Annotated in this window: 20 protein-coding genes and 1 pseudogene; 10 read left to right on the forward strand and 11 right to left on the reverse strand. The window is 65.5% G+C overall.

Features of this window, described 5'->3' with window-relative positions:
• Window positions 1–110: 110 nt before the first annotated feature.
• From PG896_RS11140 to PG896_RS11150, 3 genes are read right to left on the reverse strand one after another with little or no spacing between them, the layout of a single operon-like run.
• Window positions 111–839 (reverse strand): GNAT family N-acetyltransferase, encoded by a 729-nt coding sequence (locus PG896_RS11140; RefSeq protein ID WP_201955556.1) that lies wholly within the window; start codon window positions 837–839, stop codon window positions 111–113.
• A 28-nt stretch (window positions 840–867) separates the two neighbouring features.
• A complete protein-coding gene (locus PG896_RS11145) occupies window positions 868–1,305 on the reverse strand; it encodes a rhodanese-like domain-containing protein (RefSeq protein WP_042878345.1) in 438 nt (145 codons plus the stop codon).
• An 18-nt stretch (window positions 1,306–1,323) separates the two neighbouring features.
• Window positions 1,324–1,791: an OsmC family protein gene (locus tag PG896_RS11150; protein ID WP_010675697.1), complete on the reverse strand. Its 468-nt coding sequence runs from the start codon at window positions 1,789–1,791 to the stop codon at window positions 1,324–1,326.
• Between the two features lie 252 nt (window positions 1,792–2,043).
• Between PG896_RS11150 and pdxR the strand changes: the two genes are divergently transcribed.
• The 3 genes from pdxR to PG896_RS11165 all read left to right on the forward strand — a co-directional run bounded on the left by pdxR (window position 2,044) and on the right by PG896_RS11165 (window position 5,272).
• A complete protein-coding gene (pdxR, locus tag PG896_RS11155; protein ID WP_103858797.1) occupies window positions 2,044–3,471 on the forward strand; it encodes a MocR-like pyridoxine biosynthesis transcription factor PdxR in 1,428 nt (475 codons plus the stop codon).
• Between the two features lie 102 nt (window positions 3,472–3,573).
• On the forward strand, window positions 3,574–4,458 hold the full coding sequence (locus tag PG896_RS11160) for a hypothetical protein (protein WP_043152958.1): 885 nt from the start codon (window positions 3,574–3,576) through the stop codon (window positions 4,456–4,458).
• Window positions 4,442–5,272 carry a substrate-binding periplasmic protein gene (locus PG896_RS11165; protein WP_223930336.1) on the forward strand — a complete coding sequence of 277 codons (831 nt, stop codon included), beginning with the start codon at window positions 4,442–4,444 and terminating at the stop codon, window positions 5,270–5,272. The genes PG896_RS11160 and PG896_RS11165 overlap by 17 nt, the downstream gene beginning before the upstream one ends.
• Window positions 5,273–5,287: 15 nt before the next feature.
• Here PG896_RS11165 and PG896_RS11170 read toward each other — a convergent pair whose 3' ends face one another.
• Complete coding sequence (locus PG896_RS11170) at window positions 5,288–6,163, reverse strand: LysR family transcriptional regulator (RefSeq protein ID WP_171865714.1); 876 nt, start codon at window positions 6,161–6,163, stop codon at window positions 5,288–5,290.
• Between the two features lie 128 nt (window positions 6,164–6,291).
• Here PG896_RS11170 and PG896_RS11175 point away from each other — a divergent pair, with 128 nt between their 5' ends.
• Both PG896_RS11175 and PG896_RS11180 read left to right on the forward strand, forming a co-directional pair.
• Entirely contained in the window at window positions 6,292–6,693 is a 402-nt protein-coding gene (locus PG896_RS11175) for a CidA/LrgA family protein (RefSeq protein ID WP_039040574.1), read from the forward strand.
• Window positions 6,686–7,375 (forward strand): LrgB family protein, encoded by a 690-nt coding sequence (locus PG896_RS11180; RefSeq protein ID WP_010675703.1) that lies wholly within the window; start codon window positions 6,686–6,688, stop codon window positions 7,373–7,375. Before PG896_RS11175 ends, PG896_RS11180 begins: the two co-directional genes overlap by 8 nt.
• Before the next feature lie 67 nt (window positions 7,376–7,442).
• Here PG896_RS11180 and PG896_RS11185 read toward each other — a convergent pair whose 3' ends face one another.
• Both PG896_RS11185 and metB read right to left on the reverse strand, forming a co-directional pair.
• Window positions 7,443–9,896: a bifunctional aspartate kinase/homoserine dehydrogenase II gene (locus PG896_RS11185; RefSeq protein WP_128296181.1), complete on the reverse strand. Its 2,454-nt coding sequence runs from the start codon at window positions 9,894–9,896 to the stop codon at window positions 7,443–7,445.
• On the reverse strand, window positions 9,896–11,074 hold the full coding sequence (gene metB, locus PG896_RS11190) for a cystathionine gamma-synthase (RefSeq protein WP_069651922.1): 1,179 nt from the start codon (window positions 11,072–11,074) through the stop codon (window positions 9,896–9,898). Before metB ends, PG896_RS11185 begins: the two co-directional genes overlap by 1 nt.
• Before the next feature lie 223 nt (window positions 11,075–11,297).
• Between metB and metJ the strand changes: the two genes are divergently transcribed.
• The 3 genes from metJ to PG896_RS11205 all read left to right on the forward strand — a co-directional run bounded on the left by metJ (window position 11,298) and on the right by PG896_RS11205 (window position 12,837).
• Window positions 11,298–11,621: a met regulon transcriptional regulator MetJ gene (gene metJ / locus PG896_RS11195; RefSeq protein WP_005327165.1), complete on the forward strand. Its 324-nt coding sequence runs from the start codon at window positions 11,298–11,300 to the stop codon at window positions 11,619–11,621.
• 35 nt (window positions 11,622–11,656) lie between these two features.
• Window positions 11,657–12,415 (forward strand): AraC family transcriptional regulator, encoded by a 759-nt coding sequence (locus PG896_RS11200; protein ID WP_270835716.1) that lies wholly within the window; start codon window positions 11,657–11,659, stop codon window positions 12,413–12,415.
• An 83-nt stretch (window positions 12,416–12,498) separates the two neighbouring features.
• A complete protein-coding gene (locus PG896_RS11205) occupies window positions 12,499–12,837 on the forward strand; it encodes a tRNA-binding protein (protein WP_206219381.1) in 339 nt (112 codons plus the stop codon).
• A 64-nt stretch (window positions 12,838–12,901) separates the two neighbouring features.
• On the opposite strand, the gene PG896_RS11210 is transcribed toward PG896_RS11205, so the two are convergent.
• The 3 genes from PG896_RS11210 to nudE form a co-directional block, all read right to left on the reverse strand.
• Window positions 12,902–14,170 carry an aromatic amino acid transport family protein gene (locus PG896_RS11210; protein ID WP_270835717.1) on the reverse strand — a complete coding sequence of 423 codons (1,269 nt, stop codon included), beginning with the start codon at window positions 14,168–14,170 and terminating at the stop codon, window positions 12,902–12,904.
• A gap of 410 nt (window positions 14,171–14,580) precedes the next feature.
• A complete protein-coding gene (gene cysQ, locus PG896_RS11215; RefSeq protein WP_270835718.1) occupies window positions 14,581–15,393 on the reverse strand; it encodes a 3'(2'),5'-bisphosphate nucleotidase CysQ in 813 nt (270 codons plus the stop codon).
• A gap of 44 nt (window positions 15,394–15,437) precedes the next feature.
• Window positions 15,438–16,046, reverse strand: coding sequence for an ADP compounds hydrolase NudE (gene nudE, locus PG896_RS11220; protein WP_039040577.1), 609 nt, complete (start codon window positions 16,044–16,046; stop codon window positions 15,438–15,440).
• Between the two features lie 147 nt (window positions 16,047–16,193).
• On the opposite strand from nudE, the gene yrfG reads away from it, so the two are divergent.
• On the forward strand, window positions 16,194–16,862 hold the full coding sequence (yrfG, locus tag PG896_RS11225) for a GMP/IMP nucleotidase (protein WP_161470343.1): 669 nt from the start codon (window positions 16,194–16,196) through the stop codon (window positions 16,860–16,862).
• 79 nt (window positions 16,863–16,941) lie between these two features.
• Here the strand turns inward: yrfG and PG896_RS11230 are convergent, their stop codons facing one another.
• Complete coding sequence (locus tag PG896_RS11230) at window positions 16,942–18,048, reverse strand: NADH:flavin oxidoreductase (RefSeq protein WP_161470344.1); 1,107 nt, start codon at window positions 18,046–18,048, stop codon at window positions 16,942–16,944.
• A gap of 116 nt (window positions 18,049–18,164) precedes the next feature.
• On the opposite strand from PG896_RS11230, the gene PG896_RS11235 reads away from it, so the two are divergent.
• Complete coding sequence (locus tag PG896_RS11235) at window positions 18,165–19,070, forward strand: LysR family transcriptional regulator (RefSeq protein ID WP_270835719.1); 906 nt, start codon at window positions 18,165–18,167, stop codon at window positions 19,068–19,070.
• Here the strand turns inward: PG896_RS11235 and PG896_RS11240 are convergent.
• Window positions 19,065–19,484 (reverse strand): annotated as a pseudogene (locus PG896_RS11240) (S4 domain-containing protein); the annotation flags it as partial. The gene PG896_RS11235 and the pseudogene PG896_RS11240 overlap by 6 nt on opposite strands.
• Window positions 19,485–19,559: the final 75 nt, after the last annotated feature.

Consider the following 19,559-nt stretch of genomic DNA (forward strand, 5'->3'; position numbering starts at 1 on the left):
CATGACTGGCGCCTCTTGCGTCTGGATGTCGGATCTGGCGCCTGTGTGCGAAGGATACCCAAAGCCCCGGCACCGGAAACCGCCCCGTCCCGGCGGGTGATCTGCCGCCCTCAACACGCCGCAGAGCGGCAGGCGGCGGTCAGTTCGGAGAGTCGGCGACGCTGACGCCCGGCATGGTCGAAGTTGCCGTCCTCCAGCCAGCGCTCGAAGCACCCTTTCAGGGCGGGCCACTCGCTGTCGATGACGGAGAACCAGGCCGTATCCCGGTTGTGTCCCTTGTCCACCCGCGCCTGACGGAAGGTCCCCTCATAGTGAAAGCCGAGGCGCAGGGCCGCCTGGCGCGAAGGCAGGTTCAGGGCATTGCACTTCCACTCGTAGCGCCGGTATCCCAGAGCAAAGGCATTGGCCATCATCAACACCATGGCCGCCGTCGCCAGCCGTGACTGCTGCATGGCGGGGGAGAAGTGAAGCCAGCCCACCTCTATACTGCCCGCCAGGGGGTCGATGCGCAGGTAGCTCGCCAGTCCCAGCGCCTTGCCGCTCGCCTCGTCGATGATGCCGTAGAACTGGGGATCCCGCTTGGTGGCGACCTCCCGCAGCCAGACCCCCATGGCGGCCTCGTCCGCGAAAGGGCCGCTGGTCAGGTAAGTCCACATGGCCCCGCTGTCGGCACTGAATGCCCGCCACAGATCCCCCAGATGGCGCTCGGGATCAAGGGGCTCGAGACGACAGCCCCAGCCATGCAGTGCACGGTGGGGAGGGAACTCAGCGCCGCGCCATTCTGGCAGCGCACGCCCCAGAGGCTGCCCAAAGTCGTTGAAAAGGGCGGCGCCGGACAGGGAGGCGTCGCCCCCCTCATTGCAACGTTCAACAGGCACAGGCAATTCCCCCTTCCAGCAGCACTCCGGGCTCGCTGCCCGTGGCGACGGCGAAACCGTCCTGACGCCACCAGTGCAGACCCCCTATCAACTCCTTGACCTCAAACCCGAGGGACGCCAGCTTGTAGGCCCCCTGGGTCGAACCGTTGCAGCCGATGCCGTCGCAATAGCAGACATACACCAGGTTCCGGTCCAGTACCGCCGTGGTCGACGCCGTCATGGTCCTGTGGGGGAAGGAGATGGCGCCGGGGATGTGCCCCTCGGCATAGTGTGCGGGGGAGCGGGTATCGATGACCACGATCCCCGCCGCCCCGGCCAGCAGATCGGCGGCCAGATCCGCCGGATCGGTACGAAACTTCAGCTGGGCCTCGAAAAAGGCGCTGGCTTCGGCGGCCCCTGCCACCCCTGTGCTCAATACATGACTCATCCTGAACGCTCCTGATGACTAGATGACGATCTCTGTGGTGACGACGGTGTTGACCGAGTTGGCGATGAAGCACTCCTCATGGGCCTGGTGGTGCAACTGCTCCAGATCGGCCAGGGCGGGCTCCTGCTCTCCCCCGAAGATCACCCTGGGACGCAGGGTGACCCGGGTCATGGCGAGGCGACCTTGCCCGTTTTTCGCCATGATGCCGACCGCTTCGTCCCGGTAGCTCTCTACCCGATAGCCCGCCTTCGCCGCCAGCCAGAGGAAGGTGAGCATGTGGCAACTGGAGAGGGCCGCCACAAACGCCTCTTCCGGGTCCACATGTTCCGCCACCGAGTAAGGCAGCGGCACCACATGGGGAGAGGAGGAGGCCGGCACCCTGACCCCGCCATCAAACGCCCACTCATGGGCCCGGCTGTAACGCTGATCGACGAAGGGCTCGTGTTCCCCCCGCTGCCAACTGATGGTGGCACTGTATTCCGACATGCAGACTCCTTGTGTTGCCAATCCGTGCCGCCTGCTGGCGCCACCCTGTGACCACCAATGTAGCGACAAAATGGCCTTGCCACGCCGACCAATTTTGCCAATATGGGCAGACCAATTTCATCGGGCCGCCACCATGACCATCCACCCCACCCGCTCTGCCCGTCGGTCGCCAGCCCCACAGCCGCGCCATGCCCTGCGAGCAGGATCCCTGCCTCGAAAGAGGTACAACCCCCGCGCCAACGGGAGCACACCATGACCGTTCTGCCAACGCTCTTCGCCAGCCAGCAGCAAGGGGATCTGCCCCTGCACGAACAACTGGTGCGTACCCTACGCGAGGCCATCCTGGCGGGCCACCTGCCCCTGCACAGCCGCCTCCCCGCCAGCCGTCTCCTGGCCCGGGATCTCGGTATCTCCCGCAGCACGGTGGAACTGGCCTATGGCCGGCTCGAGGCGGAGGGGTATCTGGTGCGCAAGGTGGGCGCCGGCAGCTTTGTCGCCCTGGCGGCGGTGCGCCCCGCGCCGCGCCCGCCCCAGTCAGCGGCTGGCCTCTCCCGTCGCGGCCAGGAGATGGCCCTGGGTGGCGCCTGTCACGACGTGCCCGAGGTGGGCACCACCTTTGCTTCCAGCCAGCCGGATCCCCGTCTCTTCCCCCAGGCACTCTGGGGTCGGCTGATGCAGCAACAGTGGCGCCAGCGCGCCAGCGACTGGATGAACTACGGGGATCCCCAGGGGCTTGGGGAACTTCGCGCCGCCATCAGCAGCTATCTGGTGCAGTCACGCGGCGTGGTGTGCGAGCCGGATCAGATCCTGATCCTCACCAGCTCCCAGCAGGGGATCCTGCTGGCGACCCAGTTGCTCATCGATGCCGGTGACACCGTCTGGGTGGAAGACCCCGGTTATCCCGGGGCTCGCACCGCCATGGAGAGCGCCGGTGCCCGGGTGCATCCGGTGCCGGTGGATGAAGAGGGGCTCAACCCTCATGGGGATCATCCTGCACCACGCCTCATCTACTGCACCCCGGCACACCAGTATCCCCTTGGCGTCCCCATGAGCCTGCCCCGCCGCATGGCGCTGCTGGCCGAGGCAGAGCGTCACGGCGCCTGGATCCTGGAGGACGATTACGACGGGGAGTACCAGTATGATCAGCGTCCCCTGCCCGCCCTGCAGGGGCTCGACGGCCAGGGGCGGGTGATCTATGTGGGCACCTTCAGCAAGGTGCTGTTCGGCTCGCTGCGCCTCGCCTACCTGGTGCTGCCCAGGCCGCTGATGGACTCCTTCTGCCGCGCCCGGGCCGCCGTCGACGGCCACAGCAACCAGTTGCAGCAAGCGGTCACGGCAGACTTCATCCGGGGCGGGCACTTCGCCACCCACCTGCGCCAGAGCCGCCTCCTCTACCAGAGCAGACGGGATCTGCTGCTGGCGGAACTGGCAGAGCACTGCCCGGGGCTTACTCCCATCCACAGCGGCGCCGGCCTGCAGTGCGCCGTGCTGCTGCCCCCCGGTGGCGAGGCGCGCTGGACCGATGCCGCCAACGCCTGCGGGCTGGGGCTGCGCCATCTGGGCCAGTTCTACCTGGGCCCGCCGACGCTGGAAGGGTGGCTGCTCGGCTTTGGCTGCCTCGACAACCAGACGCTGCGCCAGCTATGTCGTCGCCTGGGTCTCTTGATGAAATCCGCATGACCCCCTTCTCAAGAGGTCAGATCTGCCAGAGCCTGATAGCGCTGTGTCGACGGGAATGGCCCGTCTATACTGGGCACAATCCCGTTGCCTAACCCGGTCAAGATGCATCGAATCCTGCTCCTTTTGCTCGCCCTCTCCCTCCCGTCCCTCACGATGGCGGCCACCCGCTTCACCCTGATCACCGGGGAAACCCAACAGGATGTCCGCATGAATTATTACCGGGCGGCGATGCGGCTGGCGCTGGAGAAAACACGGCCCGATTACGGCGACTATGAACTGCTCGACGCCATCAGGATGAACAAGGCGAGGATGCGGCTCGAAGTGCAAACGCCGGGCAAGAATGCCCTCTTCATCGTCGACAGCTGGCCCCAGGAGATCCCTCAACCCGGCGTCACCCTGGTCCCCTTCCCCATCGATCTGGGCGTGCTCGGCTACCGGGTCTGTTTTGTCGGCAGCGCCCGTGCCCAGGCCCTGGCCGGGGTTCACACCCTGTCCCAGTTGCAGCAGTTCACGCAAGGGGTGGGCACAGGCTGGCGGGATGCCGACATCCTGCGCTACAACGGCTTCAGGGTGCAGGAGGTGGATAACTATGAGTCACTGTTTCGCCTGGTGGCCCGTGGCCGGATCGATCTCTTCTGCCGTGGTGCCAACGAGATATTGAGCGAGTGGAAAAACCACAGACCCGGCCTGCCGGGGCTGACCGTGGATAGCCATGTCGCCCTCTTCTATCCGCTCATCCACTCCCTCTACAGCCACGCCACCTACAGCAAGGAGCGCGAGCGCCTTTTGCGCGGCCTGCAACTGGCCTGGAAAGATGGCTCCCTGCAGCGCCTCTGGCGCCATCATTTCCAGCCTTCCCTGGTCTTTGCCCGGCTCGATTCACGCCAGATCTTCCGGCTGACCAACCCGCAGTTGCCCGACGAGAGCACCGACTACCGCTCCTATCTCTATGACCCGATGAGGGATGACTTTGGCATCGCTCCCTGACTGGCTCGCCGGTTTTCCCCTGTCAGGCAGGCTCCCCTTGCGCACTCTCTGCCTGGCGCTGCTGCTCTGGTTGCTGCCGACCTGCGTCATGGCCGCCCCCGGCAGCATTCGAGCCTGCATGGAGAACAGTGATTCGCCTCCCTGGTTGCTGATGTCCGGCGAGGGGATAGTGCAGTTCCACCTCAAGGAGGTGGCAAACCGGATCGGGCACCCCATCATTCTCACCCCCCTGCCCTGGAAACGCTGCCTCTCCCTCGTCAGCCAGGGCCAGCTCGATGCCGCCGTCAAGCTGAGCTACAGCGAAGAGCGTGCTCGCACCATAGGGGTCTATCCCATGCGACACGGAGCACCTGATCCCGCCAAGCGCCTGCTCACCGAGAGCTACAGCCTCTACCAGCCAAAAGGCGGACAGGTTCGCTGGGATGGCCGGCAACTCGTCGCCCATGGCGTCATTGCGGCGCAATCCGGCTTCTCCATCGTCGCCCAGCTGCAGGAGAGCGGTGTCAGGGTGGATGACTCCAGCAGGGAGCCACTGATCCTGCTCAAGAAGGTCGCGATGCAGCGCGCCGTTGCCGCCGCCCTGCAAACCGGGGTCGCAGAACGGACCCTGGCCGCCCACCCGCAGCTGCAGGCCACACTCGAGCGGATCACCCCTCCCCTGGTCGAAAAACCCTACTACCTCATCTTCTCCCACCCCTTCCATCAGGCCCACCCCGATCTCAGCCAACAGGTGTGGGACGAGATTGAGGAGGTGCGACACTCAGCAGCCTATGCCCGCTTCGTCACAGGCATGGCGTCACCGGGGACCCCCTAACCCCAGGCCCGCCCCTCAGCCCTGCTCGCGGCACAGGGCAAGCCAGGCCTCGGCGGTGCGGGAGAGGTAGCGATCCCCTGGCCAGATCACCCCGAGTCGCCAGCTCAGCGCCGGGGCCAGAGGGCGCAACACCAGCCCGTCCGGCGTCAGCCGCCGGCAGATGGGCTCTGGCAGGAAGGCGACCCCCATGCCGCTTCGCACCATGGCGGTGAGGAAGTCCCACTGGCTGCTGCGGGCCGCCACCTGGGGCACGAACCCGGCTTGCTCGCAGGCCTGCTCCAGCCGCTCGCTCAGGGTGAAGGCCTGGGTATAGAGCAGGAAGGGTTCGTCCCGCAGAGCCTCCAGCCGGATCTCGCCCCCCTCGCGCCAGCGGGGCAGGTCCGGTAGCACCACCCGGATGGGGTAACTGTCCAGATCCAGGGTGCAGAGGGCCCCCTCTTCCCTGGTCGGCAGCATGGTGATGGCGAGATCCAGCTCCCCCGCCAGCACCGCCTGCTCGATGCGCCGCCCGCCATATTCGACGATGGATAGCTCCACACCGGGGTAGCGGCTGCGATAGGTACGAATGAGATCCGCATAGACATGGCCCACCATGGGCGGGATGCCGAGAGCAAGACGCCCGGATTGCAGGCTCTGCAGATCCGCCAGCTCCGCCTCCAGCTGCTGCATCTCCGCCAGGATGGTCTGGGCCCGATTGAACAGCACCTGGCCGCTGTCGGTCAGGGTGAAGCGGCGGCCGACCCGGCTCAGCAGGGGCTGGCCCAGCTCCTCTTCCATGTTGCGGATCATTTTGCTGATGGTGGGCTGGGTGACGAACAGCTTCTCGGAGGCGCGGGTGAAGCTCTGCTCCCGCACCAGCTCGACGAAGTAACGCAAGGCTCGAATATCCATGGTGCTCTCTTGACGGGGATGGCTGGCTAAATCATGCCTATTTGGCATGATTTTGATAATTTAAATTCATTTTTTGCAGGTTTGGTCCCTCTCTATACTGTGAGCAGGTTCACAGAAAGACGCTTGCCATGAAAACCCTCTGCCTTCGCTGGTTGCAAACCCCCTTCCAAATCGCCCTGCTGGCGGCCATCTGGTTGCTGGCCGACATCGCAGTGCGCACCTTGCACCTGCCCCTGCCCGCCAACCTCACCGGCATGTTGCTGCTGCTGGTCTGCATCCTGCTCGGGGTGGTCAAGGCCCAGTGGTTCAGTGCCGGGGCCCGCTGGCTGCTGGCGGAGATGCTGCTCTTCTTCGTCCCCGCCGTGGTGGCCGTGGTCAACTATCAGGAGCTGCTGCTGCAGGAGGGGTGGCGCATCATGGTGGTCCTGATCGTCAGCACCGTGCTGGTGCTCGGCACTACGGCGCTGGTGGTGGACAGGGTCTATCGCCTCGAGCTGAAGCTGGCCCGCCGGAGTCGCCGCCATGTCTGACACCCTGCTCGGCCTGCTCTGCTTCGCCCTGACCCTGCTCTTCTACTACGCCAGCAAGTGGCTCTATGGCAAAAAGCGCATCCTGCCCCTGATGCCGCTGCTGCTGGCCCCCACCCTGCTGGTGGCCGTGGTGATGCTGTTCCACATTCCCTACCGGGACTACATGGCCGAATCCCACTGGCTGCTCTGGCTGCTGGGCCCTGCCACCGTCGCCTTCGCAGTGCCCGTCTACGAGAATCGCCAGCTGATGCGCCGCCACTGGCTCTCCCTCTCGGTCGGGGTCGTGGCGTCCGTGGTGATGGCGGTGGGCAGCACAGTGCTGCTGGCCCGCTGGCTCAACCTCTCCGAGCTGTTGCAGCGCAGCATGGCCATGAGATCCATCACCACCCCCTTCGCGGTGGAGGCGACCCGTTCTGTGGGTGGCAACGCCGATCTCACCGCCCTGTTCGTGGTGCTGACCGGCGTCATCGGCATGGCGGTGGGAGAAAGCGTGCTCACCGTGCTCGCCATCCGCAGCCGCCTCGGCAAGGGCGCGGGCTTTGGTGCCTCGGCCCACGGGGCCGGGACAGCCAGGGCCTATCAGATGGGCAACGAGGAGGGGGTGGTCTCCAGCATGGTGATGATGATCGCCGGCATGGCCACCGTGCTGCTCGCCCCCCTCCTGGGCCGGCTGTTCTGGTAACTCCACCACCCGATAACAGAAAAGGCGCCCTGGGGCGCCTTTTCTCATTGCATCGTGTCACGCAGCCTCAGAGGCTGGCGCAGATCTGCCAGAGATCGTACTGGATGGCGGCGGCCGTCACTTCCCGGCCCGCTCCCGGCCCCTGGATCACCAGGGGGTTGGTGCGATAGCTGTCGCTCTCGATGGCGAACACGTTGTCGCAGGGCAAGAGGTTGGCAAACGGGTGATGGGGCTCCAGCGCCTCCAGCCCGACGCGGGCCTTGCCGTCGTGTTCGAATCGGGCGACATAGCGCAGCACCTTGCCGACCCGGCGCGCCCCCTCGAAGGCGGTCTGGATAGGGTCATCCAGCTCCTTGAGCCTGTCCATGAACTGATCGGCGGTCACCTTGCGCAGGGCCACCGGCACCAGGTTCTCCAGCTCGATGTCGGCGGAGTCGAGCTCGAAGCCCGCCTCCCGCGCCAGGATGAGCAGCTTGCGGCGCACATCCTGACCGGAGAGATCCTCCCGGGGATCCGGCTCGGTCAGGCCGTGTTGCCACGCCTCGTCCACCAGTTCGGAGAAGGGGCGAGTGCCGTCATACTGCTGGAACAGCCAGGAGAGGGTGCCGGAGAAGATGCCGGAGACCCCCTGGATGCGGTCACCGCTCTGGCGCAGCATCTGGATGCTGGACTGGATGGGCAGCCCGGCCCCCACGGTGGCGTTGTAGCGCCATTGCACCTGGTGGTCGCGGCAGGTCTGCTTGATGCGCTGGTAAAACTCGCTGTCGGCGGCACCGGCAAACTTGTTGGCGGCGATGATGTGGATGCCGAGCTGGGCAAAGTCCGGGTAGTAGCGGCTCACCGTCTCGCTGGCGGTCATGTCGAGCGCGATCAGGGAGTCAAAACTGTGCTGCTCCAGCTGGGAGAGCAGCTCCGGCCAGATAAGCGGCTTGGGATTGAAGTTGTCCTGTACCTTGAGGGGATCCAGCCCCTCTTCGTCCAGCAGCCCGCCCTTGGAGTCGAAGACCCCGTAGAGGGTGAGCGCCAGATTGAGCTCATGCTCGAGGCGCGCCTTCTCGCGGGCGTAGAGCCCCAGCCAGTGACCGCCGATATTGCCTTTGCCGAACACCACCAGCCCGACCCGGGTCGGGCGGCTGAACAGGGCACTGTGCAGAGCGATGAGCAGCGGCTCCAGCACGATCTGGCGCAGCACGGCCACCAGGCTCAGGCCGTCTTTGGCCACCTGCACGAACTCCAGAGGCTGATCCGCCAGCAGCTGGTAGAAACGGTGGCACTGCTCGGCATTGTCGGTGACGCCGGCCCCCACCAGGGCGACCAGGCTGAACCCTTCCTTCTGGATGAGGCCGGTAAAGTTGCCCTGCAACTGGAAGTCACGGAGCACCTCGAAGGCCCCTTGTGCCACCTCCAGGGTGTAGGCCAGACGCAGCACCCGCCGATCCGGCTGGCGCTGCAGGGTGAGCGGATGGAGGCGATGGCGGGCCAGATGGGCCTCGATGGCCGCCACTGTCTGCTCAAAGTCAGTCTGCGGCAGCACCTTGAGCTCGATGAGGGCTATCTGATCCACCGAGGAGACGATGCGGGCACCGCCGGAGCGGGGCGCACGGCGCAGGATGTGGGTGCAGCCTTCGTCCGGATTGTAGCTGCAGCGCAGGGTGAGGCGCTGACGGCTGTCGGCCACCGGCTGCAGGGTACGCGAATGCAGCACCGAGGAGCCCAGGCGCGCCAGCTCGTTGGCCTCGGCCAGGCTCAGGCGCTCCAGCAGACGCGCCTCTTTCACCCGGCGCGGGTCGGCACTGTAGACCCCGGCCACGTCGCTCCAGATGGTGGTGGATTCGCCGTCCGCCAGCGCCGCCAGGAGGCTGGCACTGTAGTCGGAGCCGTTGCGCCCCAGCAGCAGGGAACGCCCCTCCATGTCGGCGGCGATGAAGCCGGTCACCACGATGCGACCGGCGTGCTCGGCCAGGCGGGCCTTGAGCAGCTCGCTGGAGAGGGCGGTATCCACCTTGATGAGGGCGCCGTCTTCTGCGCGCAGGAAACTGCGAGCATCGAGCCAGGCGGCCGCCTCACCCCGGCTGGTGAGCAGGGCAGCCAGCAGACGGGCGGACCACACCTCGCCAAAGGCGAGCAGGCCGTTGCGCTCGAAGCGGTCAAACTGCCCCTCCAGGGTCTTGGCGATCAGCTGCATGTCGCCCGTCAATTGCTGGCTCAGATCGAGGTGAAGCTCCCCTTCCAGCAGGCCGTCGATCAGGCTCTGCTGATAGGCGTGCAGGGCGGTGATGGCTTCGCCTGCGGCCTCATCCCCCGCTTCCGCCAGCTCCACCAGCTGGATCAGCCGGTTGGTGGTCTTGCCCGCGGCGGAGACCACCACCAGCTCGTTGCCCCCCACCTGTTGCTCGACGATGCTGGCGACCCGGCGATAACAGACCGGATCCGCCAAGCTGCTGCCGCCGAACTTGTGTACATGGCGCCGCTTGAAGACTGCCTCTGTTGCCACCACACACTCTCCTTGTTGTTGTTCCATTACTTCACCTGCTCTGCCTGTTGTGCCAACTGCGCCTGTTCAAACCCCTGGGCCAGATCGGCCACCAGATCCTCACCGTGTTCGATCCCCACCGACAGGCGCAGCAACTGGGCACTGATACCCGCCGCCTGCTGGGCCGCAGGGGTCATGGCCCTGTGGGTCATGCTGGCCGGATGGGCCACCAGACTCTCCACCCCGCCGAGGGACTCCGCCACCGAGAAGAGGCGCAGCCCCGCGAGGAAGGCGCGCAGCCCCGTCTCGTTGCAATCGAGCTCAAAACTTAGCATGGCGCCAAAGCCGGACTGTTGACGGCGCGCAATGTCGTGGCCCGGATGGCTCGGCAGGCTGGGGTGATAGATCCGCTTGACCAGCGGCTGCTGCTGCAAGAAGGCGAGGATGCGATCCGTGTTCTCCTGATGGGTGCGCAGGCGCGGAGCCAGGGTGCGCAGGCCCCGCAGGGTGAGGTAGGAGTCAAAGGCACCGGAGGTGAGCCCCAGGCAGTTGGCCCACCACACCAGGGAGTCGGCCAGAGCCTGATCCTTGGCGATCGCCACACCTCCTACCACGTCGGAGTGGCCGTTGATGTACTTGGTTGTGGAGTGGACCACCACGTCGGCACCAAGGGCCAGGGGCTGTTGCAGCAAGGGGGAGAGGAAGGTGTTGTCCACCACCACCTGGGCCCCCACCCCGTGGGAGGCCTCGGCGATGGCGGCGATGTCCACCACCCGCAGCAGCGGATTGGAGGGGGTCTCCACCCACACCAGTGCGGGTTTCTGGGCCAGTGCGGCGGCCAGCGCCCCCTCGTCTCCCTGATCCACGAACTGCACCTGGTAGTGGCCCTTGGCCGCCAGATACTCGAACAGGCGCCAGGTACCGCCGTAGCAGTCGTGGGGGGCGATCAGCAGATCCCCCGCCTTGAGCAGAGCCGTGGTCACCAGGTGAACGGCCCCCATGCCGGTGCCGGTCACCACGGCGCCGGCCCCCCCTTCCAGGGCCGCCAGGGCGTCCGCCAGATTGGTGCGGGTCGGGTTGCCGGAGCGGGCATAGTCGTATTGACGGGGCTCGCCAAAGTCGGCAAAGGTGTAGTTGCTGGAGAGGTAGATGGGGGGCACCACGGCACCGTGCTGCGTGTCTGTCTCAATCCCGGTGCGTACCGCCAGGGTGGCCTTGTGGGTCATGTCACTCTCCTTGATGGGTTGCCGGAGCCGGTCCGCCTCGTGGGTCGTCCAGCCCCGCTCTCATTTTCGCTGGCCGGACTGCCGGCCCATGGTGCACCACACTACGCCACCTTAAAAAAGCCGTCAACACTTCTAGACGTCTAAATGGCTTTGCTGTTGGATTGCCATTGAATTCCTTAAGGGTTAAAATCCGCGCTCACGGCCAAACGACTACAGGTGGAACATGGGTACAGAGTGGAACGGCGACTACGTCAGCCCCTATGCAGAGCACGGCAAGAAGAGCGAACAGGTCAAGAAGATAACCGTCTCGATCCCGCTCAAGGTGCTGAAGGTGTTGACCGATGAGCGCACCCGTCGCCAGGTGAACAACCTGCGTCATGCGACCAACAGCGAGCTGCTCTGCGAAGCCTTCCTGCACGCCTTCACCGGCCAGCCGCTGCCCTGTGACGACGACCTGCGCAAGGATCACCCGGACAGCGTCCCCGCCGAGGCCCGCGCCATCATGGAAGCCCTTGGCAAAGAGATCGAAGACTTCGACGCCGAGTAATGCGGCTGCCCATGGCAAACGATGCATCCCTTTCAATGACGCGGCCCGGTGCCGCGTCATGCTTATCTGCCGCCTCCCCCTTCAGCCTGCGTCACTACCAGAGCGACATACAGAGCCACAGTCATGACCACGCCCAGCTGGTGATCCCCCTCGTCGGCCCCCTCGAGATCGAGGTGCAGGGCCGGGGATGTCGCCTCGCCCCCGGTTTTGCCTGCATCATCGCCCCTGGCCTTCGCCACGACTACGCCGCCGACCCGGCGCACGTGTTTCTGGTGCAAGAGAGCCACTGGCTGCCGGCAGCCCTGGGGGACCGCCCCTTCGTCGAGCTGGATGAGGCCCAGCGCCACTACCTCGCCTTCCTGCACCGCATGGTGGCCGAGGGGCGCCACGTGGCCGGCATGGATCAAGTGTGGCTCGGGCTGCTGACCGAGGGACGCGGCATGGGCCCCGCCGTCGCTCCCCGCATAGCCCCTCGTATCGCCAAGGTGCAGCGTCATATGGAAGCCCACCTCGCAGACCCCCTCACCAACGAGCGGCTCGCCGCCATTGCCTGCCTCGGCCAGAGCCAGTTCAAGCACGCCTTTCGCCAGCAGGTGGGCATGAGCGTCTCCCGCTACATCCTGGCGCGGCGCCTGACGCTGGCGCGCACCCTGCTGGCCCAGACCGCCCTGCCCATCGGCGAGGTGGCCAGTCGCTGCGGCTACCAGAATCAGGGGGCCTTCGCGGAGCGTTTCCTGGCCGAGACCGGCCTCACCCCCACCCTCTGGCGCCGACAAAACGGCCCCCTGCCGTAACCGGGCGGCCCTTCACCGAAGACAGCGCCCTTCGTTCGCGGCATGCTGGAGCCCATGCAAGCCATGGCAGAGGAGGAGCCAAGATGCAGACCATAAGCTGGCAGGATTTCGAGATGGTGGAGCTCAGGGTCGGCACCCTGGTGCGGGTCGAGCCCTTCCCCGAGGCTCGCAAACCCGCCTACAAGGTGTGGGCGGACTTCGGCCCCGGGCTCGGGGTGCGCAAGAGCAGCGCCCAGATCACCGACCTCTACCGACCGGAGGATCTGGTGGGCCGCCAGATCGTCGCCGTGGTGAATTTCCCCCCCAAGCAGATAGGCCCCATCCAGTCGGAGTTTCTGCTGACCGGCTTCTACCGGCCGGACGGCGCCGTGGTGATCGCCATCCCGGAGCAGGGGGTGGAGAACGGCGCCAGGCTGGGCTGACGCAGCAAAAAGAGAGAGGCGATCCCAGGGTCGCCTCTCTCTTTTTGTTGTCCGCGAAACGCGGTCACTTCATCAGGCTGAAGAGCAGGGCCGACACCGCCAGGGCACCGGTCACCAGGATGAAGCCGTTGGTCCCGCGGTGACGGAAGCGGGCCAGCGCCTCCACCTTGTAGATGGCCACCACCGGCATGATGAACAAGATCATGGCGATCACCGGGCCGGAGAGGGTCTCCATCAGCCCCAGGATGCCCGGGTTCATGACGGCCGCCCCCCAGATGGCGAAGAACATCAGGGCGATGCCGACCTTGTCCGCCTTCGCCAGCGACAGGCCGGTGGGCTTGGCGATCAGGTTCTTAAGGCTTTCGCGGGCACCGAGGAAGTGACCGAGGAAGGAGGAGCTGATGGCGATGAAGGCGATGAGCGGCCCCAGGGTCACGATCACCGGGTTGTCGGTGATGTTGGCGAGATAGGAAAGCACGGAGACGTTCTGGGCCTTGGCCTCGGCCAGCTGGGCCGGGGAGAGACTCAGCACGCAGGAGAAGACGAAGAAGAGCACGAAGCCCACCAGCATGACGGTGGTGTTGCGCAGGATCAGGCCGCTCTTGGCCTCCGCCTGCTCGCCATACTCCCGGCGCTGCACGTTGGCGAAGCCCGAGATGGCGGCGGCGTGGCTGAAGGCGAACACGGTCACCGGCAGCGCCAGCCAGACGGTGTTGAGGAAGCTGCCCCCCTCAAACGCACTCATCTGTGGCCATTGCCACTGGGGGATCAGGTAGCAGGAGAGGGCCGCCAGTATGGCGGCCAGCGGGTAGACCATGAAGGCGAAGGCCCGCAGCATCGCCCGCTCACCGGCCAGCATCACGGCGATCATGGCGAACACCAGCACGCCGGAGAGCATCACCCGATCCGGGGAGGCCATGCCGAGCTGGTTGACCATGAAGCTCTCCACCGTGTTGGTCAGCCCGACGCCGTAGATGAGCAGGATCGGGAAGATGGAGAGGAAGTAGAGGGCCGAGATGAGGCGGCCGGCCATCTTGCCGAAGTGCTCCTCGGCCACCTCGGTGAAGTCGGCGTGGGGACGGGAAGAGGAGAGCACGAAGCGCGCCAGCCCGCGGTGGGCCAGGAAGGTCATGGGGCCGGCCAGCACGGCGACCACCATGAGGGGCCAGATCCCCCCCAGACCCAGGTTGATGGGCAGAAACAGGATGCCCGCGCCGACGGCGGTGCCGAACAGGCTGATGACCCAGTGGGTGTCGTGGCGGCGCCAGCTGCTGGCAGTCGGGGTGGATTGGGAAGCGGACAGATCCCGGGAGGCCTCTGCAGATAAACTCATCGGTAAACCACTTTTATATAGTATTAAAATCTAAAAATATTGTGCTCCTTTAGAATTTAATTCTCAAAAATGGACGGTGGCAGATCTCACTGGCTGAACCGAGGTTTGCCAGTGAGATTGGGCGAGAATTGGCCCAAGCGGCTTTTATCTAATCCTGAAAACACACATAATGCGAAATATAAAACCAAATTATCATTCAGGTTTGATTTTTTATATTGGTTAAATCAATCTTTCCAGAATTACATGAAAACACGCACCAATTAACCTCCCGTAATTGCGACGATCCACTACCACAAGCCGATTAACCAGCGAATCCACCTAAAAACTCCGCAAATAAACAGCAGAACATACCAAGCAATCAGGCGACCCTGAGGCCGCCTGATGGTTGCATATGGTACTCACGTCAGGGCTCAGTGTGCCAGGATCCTGCCCCAGGCGAGCTCAGGGTCCCCCATCACGATGAAGTCAGGGTTCTCCAGCGACTCCGTCTCGTTGTAGCGCAGCGGCTGCAGCGCCAGACTGAGGATGCGGCCACCCGCCGCCTCGACGATGCACTGGGCGGCGGCGGTGTCCCACTCGCCGGTGGGGCCGAGGCGCACGTAGCAGTCGGCGACCCCCTCCGCCACCAGGCAGGACTTGAGGGAGCTGGAACCCAGCGGGATCAGCTCGTAATGGATGGCTGGGTTGAGGCGACTGGTCAGGTTCTCCAGCTTCTGGCGGCGGCTGATGGCCACCACCAGGGAGTCGGGCTGATCGTGCTCATGGTGAATGGCGCTGATGGGGTGCACCTCGCCGTTCGCCTCCTTGAAGGCGCCGTGACCGCGCACCGCCCAGTAGAGCAGGTCCGACTCGGGGGCATAGATGACCCCGAGCACCGGGACATTGTCCCGCACCAGGGCGATCAGGGTGGCGAAGTCGCCGCTGCCTGCGATGAACTCACCAGTGCCGTCCAGCGGGTCCACCAGCCAGTACTGGCGCCAGTTCGCACGCTGGCTGAAGGGGATGTCGGCCGCCTCTTCGGTCAGCACGGGGACATGGGGAGTGAGCGCTGCCAGCGCCTGTTTGAGGTAGGCATCGGCAGCAAGATCGGCACTGGTGACCGGGGTCGCATCCTCCTTCAACTGGCGTTCGAACTGACCGCCGCGATAGATCTCGTGAAGGATCCTGCCCGCCTCACGGGCGATCTCCTTGACCTCGGGTATCCAGGCCAACAACTCCTGCATGGTGCTTACCTCTGCCTCTGATTGCCAAACAGACCCTCTGCGGGCTAATTTCCCTGCTCCGCCAGCCATTTGCTGGCCAGCAGCAGGGCACTGATGCTGCGCGACTCGGTGAAGTCCGGTCGTGCCAGCAACTCGTCGATCCGGTTGAGGGGCCAGGGGATCACCTCGAGAGGCTCGGGCTCGTCACCGACCCGCTGCTCGGGGTAGAGATCCCGCGCCAGCAAGATGTCCATCCGGCTGGAGAAATACCCCGGCGCCAGCGACACCTGCTTGAGCAGGGTCAGGCTGCTCGCCCCGAAGCCCGCCTCCTCCATCAGCTCCCGGTTGCCCGCCTCGAAGGCATTTTCACCGGGGTCTATCAATCCCTTGGGGAAACCCAGCTCGTAGGAGTGGGTGCCCGCCGCGTACTCGCGCACCAGCAGCAGGGTGTGGGCATCGAACAGGGGCACCACCATGACGGCACCCCGATTGCCGCCGCGCATCCGCTCGTAGACCCGCTCCTCGCCGTTGGAGAATTTCAGGTGAAGGGACTCCACCTTGAACAGCCGGCTCTCGGCCACGATCTCGGCCTTGAGGATCTCCGGCTTGCTCTTGTCATGGGCCATGGTCTCGACACTGAGGTGGACGGGATTGCGCTTGTGGGGATCGCTCATCGGGGGCTGACTGCTCGTTAAAAAATCGTGTTTCAAGAGTAAACGACTCCCCTGCCGAACACCACGGGGCAAAGAGGGGAAAGATGTCTGAAAAATCCGTTATAATGCGCCCCGTTTTTCCCATCACCACAGACATCGCGAGGCCCCATGTCGACTCCCCTGCCCTGGCACCAGATTGATACCGTGTTGCTCGACATGGATGGCACCCTGATCGATCTCCATTTTGACAGCCATCTGTGGCAAACCCTGGTGCCGGCGCGCTACGCCGAGCGACTCGGCCTGCCGCTGGCCGAGGCGAAGGCGCAGATAGACACCCACTATCATGCGGTCAACGGCACCCTCGACTGGTACTGCGTGGATTACTGGACCCGGACGCTCGGGCTCGACATCCGCGCCCTCAAACAGGAGATCCTGGAGAAGATCCAGTGGCGCCCCAACGTCATTCCCTTCCTGACCGCACTCAAGGCCGCCGGCAAGCAGGTGGTGCTCTTCACCAATGCCCATCCCGCCAGCCTGTCGGTGAAGGATGCACGCCTCGGCCTCGCCCAGCACCTCGATCTGATGGTGAGCACCCATGAGCTCGGGTGGTCGAAGGAGAGCCAGCACTGCTGGCAGGCACTGGCCGAGCGGCTGGCGTTCGACCCGGCCCGCACCCTCTTCGTGGATGACAGCGAGCGGATCCTGGCCGCCTCGGCCGAGTTCGGCATCGCTCACCAGCTCGGCATCCGTCACCCCGACAGCCAGATGCCGCCGCTCACCTTCCAGCACTTCCCGGCGCTCGAGGACTACGCCGACCTGCTCCCTCTCGGCGCCTGACACGCACAAGGCCCTCTTCACGAGGGCCTTGTCACATCAGCTCAACAGCCTGCCGAGCGCATCCCGTTCATGAAAGCCCTCAGGCCGCATCGCGCGGGGCCAGCGCCCCCATGCCGACCAGGTAGTCGAGGGCGCTTGGGGTGAAGCCGACCTCCGTGAGGTGCGCCGCCGTGAAAGGGGCTGCATGCAGAGGCAGGCCGCGGCTCACCCGTTCCATCCAGTCCGGATTGCCAAGGGCCGCCGTGCCCACCGCCACCAGATCGGCGCCACCGGCCAGAGCCCGCTCCGCCGAATCTGCGTCGCTAATCTTGCCCGCCACCATGAGCGGCACCCGCCCGGCCAACCCGACCCTTACCGCCTCCAGCAGGGCGCCGCCGTCGGGATCCCCCGCCACCGCCTTGAAGCTGTCCCCCATGGAGAAGTGCAGGTAGTCGATCCCCTCGTCCGCCAGCAGGCGCGCCACCGCCAGCTGATGGGCCAGTTCGATGCCCTGGATATGGGCATAGCTCTCGGGGGAGAGACGCACCCCGACCAGGAAACCCCGGGGTAGACGGGCGCGAATGCCGCGCACTATCTCCACCAGGATCCGCGCCCGGTTGGCGAGGCTGCCCCCCCAGCGGTCGGTGCGCCGGTTGTGCAGGGGGTTGAGGAAGTTGCAGAGCAGGAAGTGGTGGGCTGCGTGCAGCTCGACCCCGTGCAGGCCGGCACCATGGGCCCGTTCGGCGGCGCTCACAAAGGCGTCAATCAGCGTCAGAATCTCCTCCTCGCTCAGCCCCTTGACCCCGAGGGGGTAACGCCCGCCCGGCGCCAGCGCGCACGGGCCGACCGGCACCCCGTCGTTCAGCTCGGGCAGAGCCCGCATCCCGCCGTGATGCAGTTGCACCACCGCCAGCGCCCCGGCCTGCCGCGCACTGTCGGCCAGGGCCGTGAAGGCCTGCTGCTGGGCGTCCGTCATCAGGGCAGGCTGCCCCGCCCAGCAGCGTCCGCCGGGCCGCACCTGGGTGGCGGCGGCGATGAGCAGGCCGAAGCCGCCACGGGCGCAGCGCGCCAGCCAGTCGAGCTCGGCCTGGCCGGGATCACCGCCTGCGCCGCTCATGTTGTGGGTCAAAGGGGCCAGCACGGCCCGGTTCTTGAGCCGCAATCCGGCTCGCTCGAAGTGGAAGCTGTCGCCCAATGTCTTGTTCATCGTCCTCTCCCGGGATCGCAATGGCATGGCGGCCACTATAAACCCGGGCCACCAGGATATAATCAGGCGCACAAGCAAGACATTCATTCCCAGCAAGACACAATAGGCCACCCCTCATGAGTCACCACAAGCTCGACACCCTCTACCTGATGCGCCTGCTGGTCGCCATCGTCCGCTGTGGATCCTTCGCCGCGGCGGCGGCCCAGCTCGGCATCACCCCGAGCAAGGCGTCAAAAGATCTGCGCCACCTGGAGCAGAGCCTCGGCAGCGTGCTCCTGAGCCGCACCACCCGCCGGGTGCAACTGACCGACGCAGGAGAGCTCGCCTACCGCCAGGCCGACCAGATGATCGCCCTGCACGAGCAGTTGCTGGACGGGCTGCAGCGCCGCCGCTCGGCACTGTGCGGGGAGCTGCGCATCACGGCGCCGGATCTCTGGGGAGAAGTGGTGCTGACTCCGGTGCTGCTGCGCTTTCGCGCCGACCACCCGGAGGTGCGGATCATCGCCGACTTCAGCAATACCCCGGCCGACCTGCTGCGCGACAATCTGCACGTGGCGTTTCGCAGCACTGAGCTCGGCACCCAGCCCTACCTGGCGCGCCCCATCGCGGTGGACGATCTGGTGCTCTGCGCCAGCGCCGACTACCTGGACCGCCACCCGCCCCTCACCACACCGCAGGATCTGCACCAGCACAGCCTCATCACCCGCAGCCAGGAGTACGGCCGCCACGAGTGCTGGCCCCTGCTTGCCCAGGGGCGCGAGATCCCTCTCGAGGTAGCGGGCGAACTGGCCTTCAGCAGCAAGAAGGCGATTCACCAGGGGATGCGCCAGGGACTGGGGATAGCCCGCCTGCCGCGCTACCTGGTGGCGGCCGAGCTGGCCGAGGGGGGGGTGCGCGAAGTGCTGCCGGACTATCGCCCCAAGGGGGCCCATTTCTACGCCCTCTATACCCAGCGCCGGGCCGAGTCGGCCCTGGTCGGCCACTTCCTCGACTACGTCATCGAGGCGCTCACCCCTTCATGAGTAGATCACCAGGTGGTACTGCTTCTTGCCCCGGCGCAGCAGCAGGTAGCGGCCGAACAGCCGATCGTCGGCGGTGAGCGGCTCATCCCGGCGGATCGCACCGTTGACGCTGACGGCTCCCGCCGCCAGCAGCTCGCGGGCGATCCGCTTCGAGTTGGCCAGGCCGCACTCCACCAGCAGGGTCACCAGATCCGTTTCCCCCTTGATGCAGCTGCTTGGCATGCCATCTTGCGCCAGCTGGGCCAGATCGCTCTCCCCAAGGCGCGCTACCTCGCCACTGAACAACGATTCGCTGATGCGCTGCGCCGCCGCCAGCGCCCCCTTGCCGTGTACCAGTTCGGTCAGCTCGTCCGCCAGCACCTGCTGGGCCAGCTTGCGCCCCTGCCGCTTCGCATCCTCTGCTTCCAGCGCCTCATACCAATCGGATTAAACATTAGGTCAGTTTTATCCAATCTCGGCTACAAAGTGACATCACCCGCTCCACATCGG

It is taken from the genome of Aeromonas sp. QDB30, from assembly GCF_027707645.1.
GTDB lineage: Bacteria > Pseudomonadota > Gammaproteobacteria > Enterobacterales > Aeromonadaceae > Aeromonas > Aeromonas caviae.

Excerpts from the sequence above, each read along its gene's own strand:
- metJ (WP_005327165.1), top strand. The coding sequence starts at position 11,298 with ATGGGTACAGAGTGGAACGGCGACTACGTCAGCCCCTATGCAGAGCAC.
- nudE (WP_039040577.1), bottom strand. The coding sequence starts at position 16,046 with ATGAGCGATCCCCACAAGCGCAATCCCGTCCACCTCAGTGTCGAGACC.
- PG896_RS11200 (WP_270835716.1), top strand. The coding sequence starts at position 11,657 with ATGACGCGGCCCGGTGCCGCGTCATGCTTATCTGCCGCCTCCCCCTTC.
- PG896_RS11145 (WP_042878345.1), bottom strand. The coding sequence starts at position 1,305 with ATGAGTCATGTATTGAGCACAGGGGTGGCAGGGGCCGCCGAAGCCAGC.
- PG896_RS11160 (WP_043152958.1), top strand. The coding sequence starts at position 3,574 with ATGCATCGAATCCTGCTCCTTTTGCTCGCCCTCTCCCTCCCGTCCCTC.
- yrfG (WP_161470343.1), top strand. The coding sequence starts at position 16,194 with ATGTCGACTCCCCTGCCCTGGCACCAGATTGATACCGTGTTGCTCGAC.
- PG896_RS11170 (WP_171865714.1), bottom strand. The coding sequence starts at position 6,163 with ATGGATATTCGAGCCTTGCGTTACTTCGTCGAGCTGGTGCGGGAGCAG.
- PG896_RS11235 (WP_270835719.1), top strand. The coding sequence starts at position 18,165 with ATGAGTCACCACAAGCTCGACACCCTCTACCTGATGCGCCTGCTGGTC.
- cysQ (WP_270835718.1), bottom strand. The coding sequence starts at position 15,393 with ATGCAGGAGTTGTTGGCCTGGATACCCGAGGTCAAGGAGATCGCCCGT.
- metB (WP_069651922.1), bottom strand. The coding sequence starts at position 11,074 with ATGACCCACAAGGCCACCCTGGCGGTACGCACCGGGATTGAGACAGAC.
- PG896_RS11180 (WP_010675703.1), top strand. The coding sequence starts at position 6,686 with ATGTCTGACACCCTGCTCGGCCTGCTCTGCTTCGCCCTGACCCTGCTC.
- PG896_RS11205 (WP_206219381.1), top strand. The coding sequence starts at position 12,499 with ATGCAGACCATAAGCTGGCAGGATTTCGAGATGGTGGAGCTCAGGGTC.
- PG896_RS11210 (WP_270835717.1), bottom strand. The coding sequence starts at position 14,170 with ATGAGTTTATCTGCAGAGGCCTCCCGGGATCTGTCCGCTTCCCAATCC.
- PG896_RS11150 (WP_010675697.1), bottom strand. The coding sequence starts at position 1,791 with ATGTCGGAATACAGTGCCACCATCAGTTGGCAGCGGGGGGAACACGAG.
- PG896_RS11185 (WP_128296181.1), bottom strand. The coding sequence starts at position 9,896 with ATGGAACAACAACAAGGAGAGTGTGTGGTGGCAACAGAGGCAGTCTTC.
- PG896_RS11175 (WP_039040574.1), top strand. The coding sequence starts at position 6,292 with ATGAAAACCCTCTGCCTTCGCTGGTTGCAAACCCCCTTCCAAATCGCC.
- PG896_RS11230 (WP_161470344.1), bottom strand. The coding sequence starts at position 18,048 with ATGAACAAGACATTGGGCGACAGCTTCCACTTCGAGCGAGCCGGATTG.
- pdxR (WP_103858797.1), top strand. The coding sequence starts at position 2,044 with ATGACCGTTCTGCCAACGCTCTTCGCCAGCCAGCAGCAAGGGGATCTG.